The sequence below is a fragment of the Prevotella sp. S7-1-8 genome (genome assembly GCF_000758925.1).
Classification (GTDB): Bacteria; Bacteroidota; Bacteroidia; order Bacteroidales; family Bacteroidaceae; genus Prevotella.
Genome location: NZ_JRNC01000137.1, coordinates 1 through 1,552, shown reverse-complemented (window position 1 = coordinate 1,552; position 1,552 = coordinate 1). Strand labels below are relative to the sequence as shown.

At 42.4% G+C, this 1,552-nt stretch carries 1 protein-coding gene and 1 pseudogene; both read left to right on the top strand.

From position 1 onward, the window contains the following. Positions 1-407: 407 nt before the first annotated feature. Positions 408-659, top strand: a pseudogene (locus HMPREF1640_RS12350) (virulence protein); the annotation flags it as partial. 304 nt (positions 660-963) lie between these two features. Further along, positions 964-1,552 (top strand): CHC2 zinc finger domain-containing protein (locus HMPREF1640_RS12345; RefSeq protein ID WP_036895379.1); only part of this gene is annotated, 589 nt, incomplete at its 3' end.

Genomic DNA, 1,552 nt, shown 5'->3' with positions numbered 1-1,552 from the left:
ATTGGTATTGACAACACCTTTGTCTGTTCTGCGTTTCATCGCACGTTTATGCCTGCAAAAATATGATGAGTTTATCACACTTCAAAGCAGCAGGGAAATACAGGGAAAAACAAGGAAATGACAAAAGGATTGTCGCTTTCTTTGCCTCCTCACTCCATTTATCATATCCGTTTTAGCCGATGCAATACAATGCAGATTGCTGCAAATAAGCACATGCCTTTCTTACATCCTTTACGCACTTGGCCTCTTGTTTAAGGTTTAAATCCATGCTTTCCGACTGTTTCCTGCCAGAAATCCGTGAGAAATCCATTGCCAATGTGCGCAACATTATGCAAGCACTCCCTGAATGCTTGGAACTTTCACATTCTCTTGATAACTTCACTCTTGGAAACCAAACCAAGCATGTAATGAAAAAGAATGCAGATAAAGGAAAATCGGAGGGCGGATACAATACGCCCAAACAGAGAAAAGCCTCCTCCAAGAACTCGGAGATAGAAGCCTATCTCTCCACGCACTATGAGTTCAGATACAACACGGTGTTGGGGCGAACCGAATACCGAAGCAAGAACGATGCTCACTTCTCAAAAGTGGGTCGCTATGAAATTAACTCACTCCGCAGGGAACTTGACAACGACATCGGGCTTATCACATCTTCCGATTTATGTATATAAAATGAGGAAGATTCTCCCTTGTCCTTTGCCAAGTTATTGCAGTATCCAAATGTTGTAGGCGTATGTAGTAGGTTGGTAGTATGACTTGGTACTACAAAAATATATTGTAAATCAATTACTTAACTTAAAATAGTATGTAGTAAGAAGAAAGATGAAAAAGTTTGGAGGGGAAAAACTTCAGGAAAGAGATTTTCTTTCAATAATCATTCAACTACCCATCCAAATATCATTCAAACACACCATTGTCATTCAAGCAAAAATTATTCAATCAGTTCAATTAAAACATATCACAATGAAAGAAGAAGATTTATCCGCAATCAAGCGATACTCTATCGTAGAGTATCTTGAAAGAAAAGGCATCAAGCCTGTACGCAGGACACCAGCCTATGCCCTGTACCGCTCACCGCTTCGTGCGGAAACACATCCGAGTTTCAAAGTGGACACAAAGAAGAACCTTTGGATAGACTATGCCGAAGGCAGGGGCGGAAGTATCATCGACCTCTGTATGCGATTGGAGAACTGCACGCTATCGGAAGCCATCCGCTGCTTGGGACAGACCGCTCCCGATGATACAGCATATAGTTCTCGTAAAGACTTCGCACCAAACAATTCCCAACCGGTAATGGCTGCAAACGGGGCAAGGAGACTGATAAGTATATCAGACACCCTGCCGCAACATTTGCAGGAGTACCTTACAAAAGTACGCTGCATTGATTTGGAGAGGGCTATGCCGTTTCTCAAATGTATCAGCTATGAGGTAATGGGCAGGCGCTATCAAGCCATCGGCTTTGCCAATCAATCAGGAGGGTATGAACTTCGGGATAATGGTTTGTTCAAGGGAACGATAGCTCCGAAGGATATTACTCTGATATTTACGGATA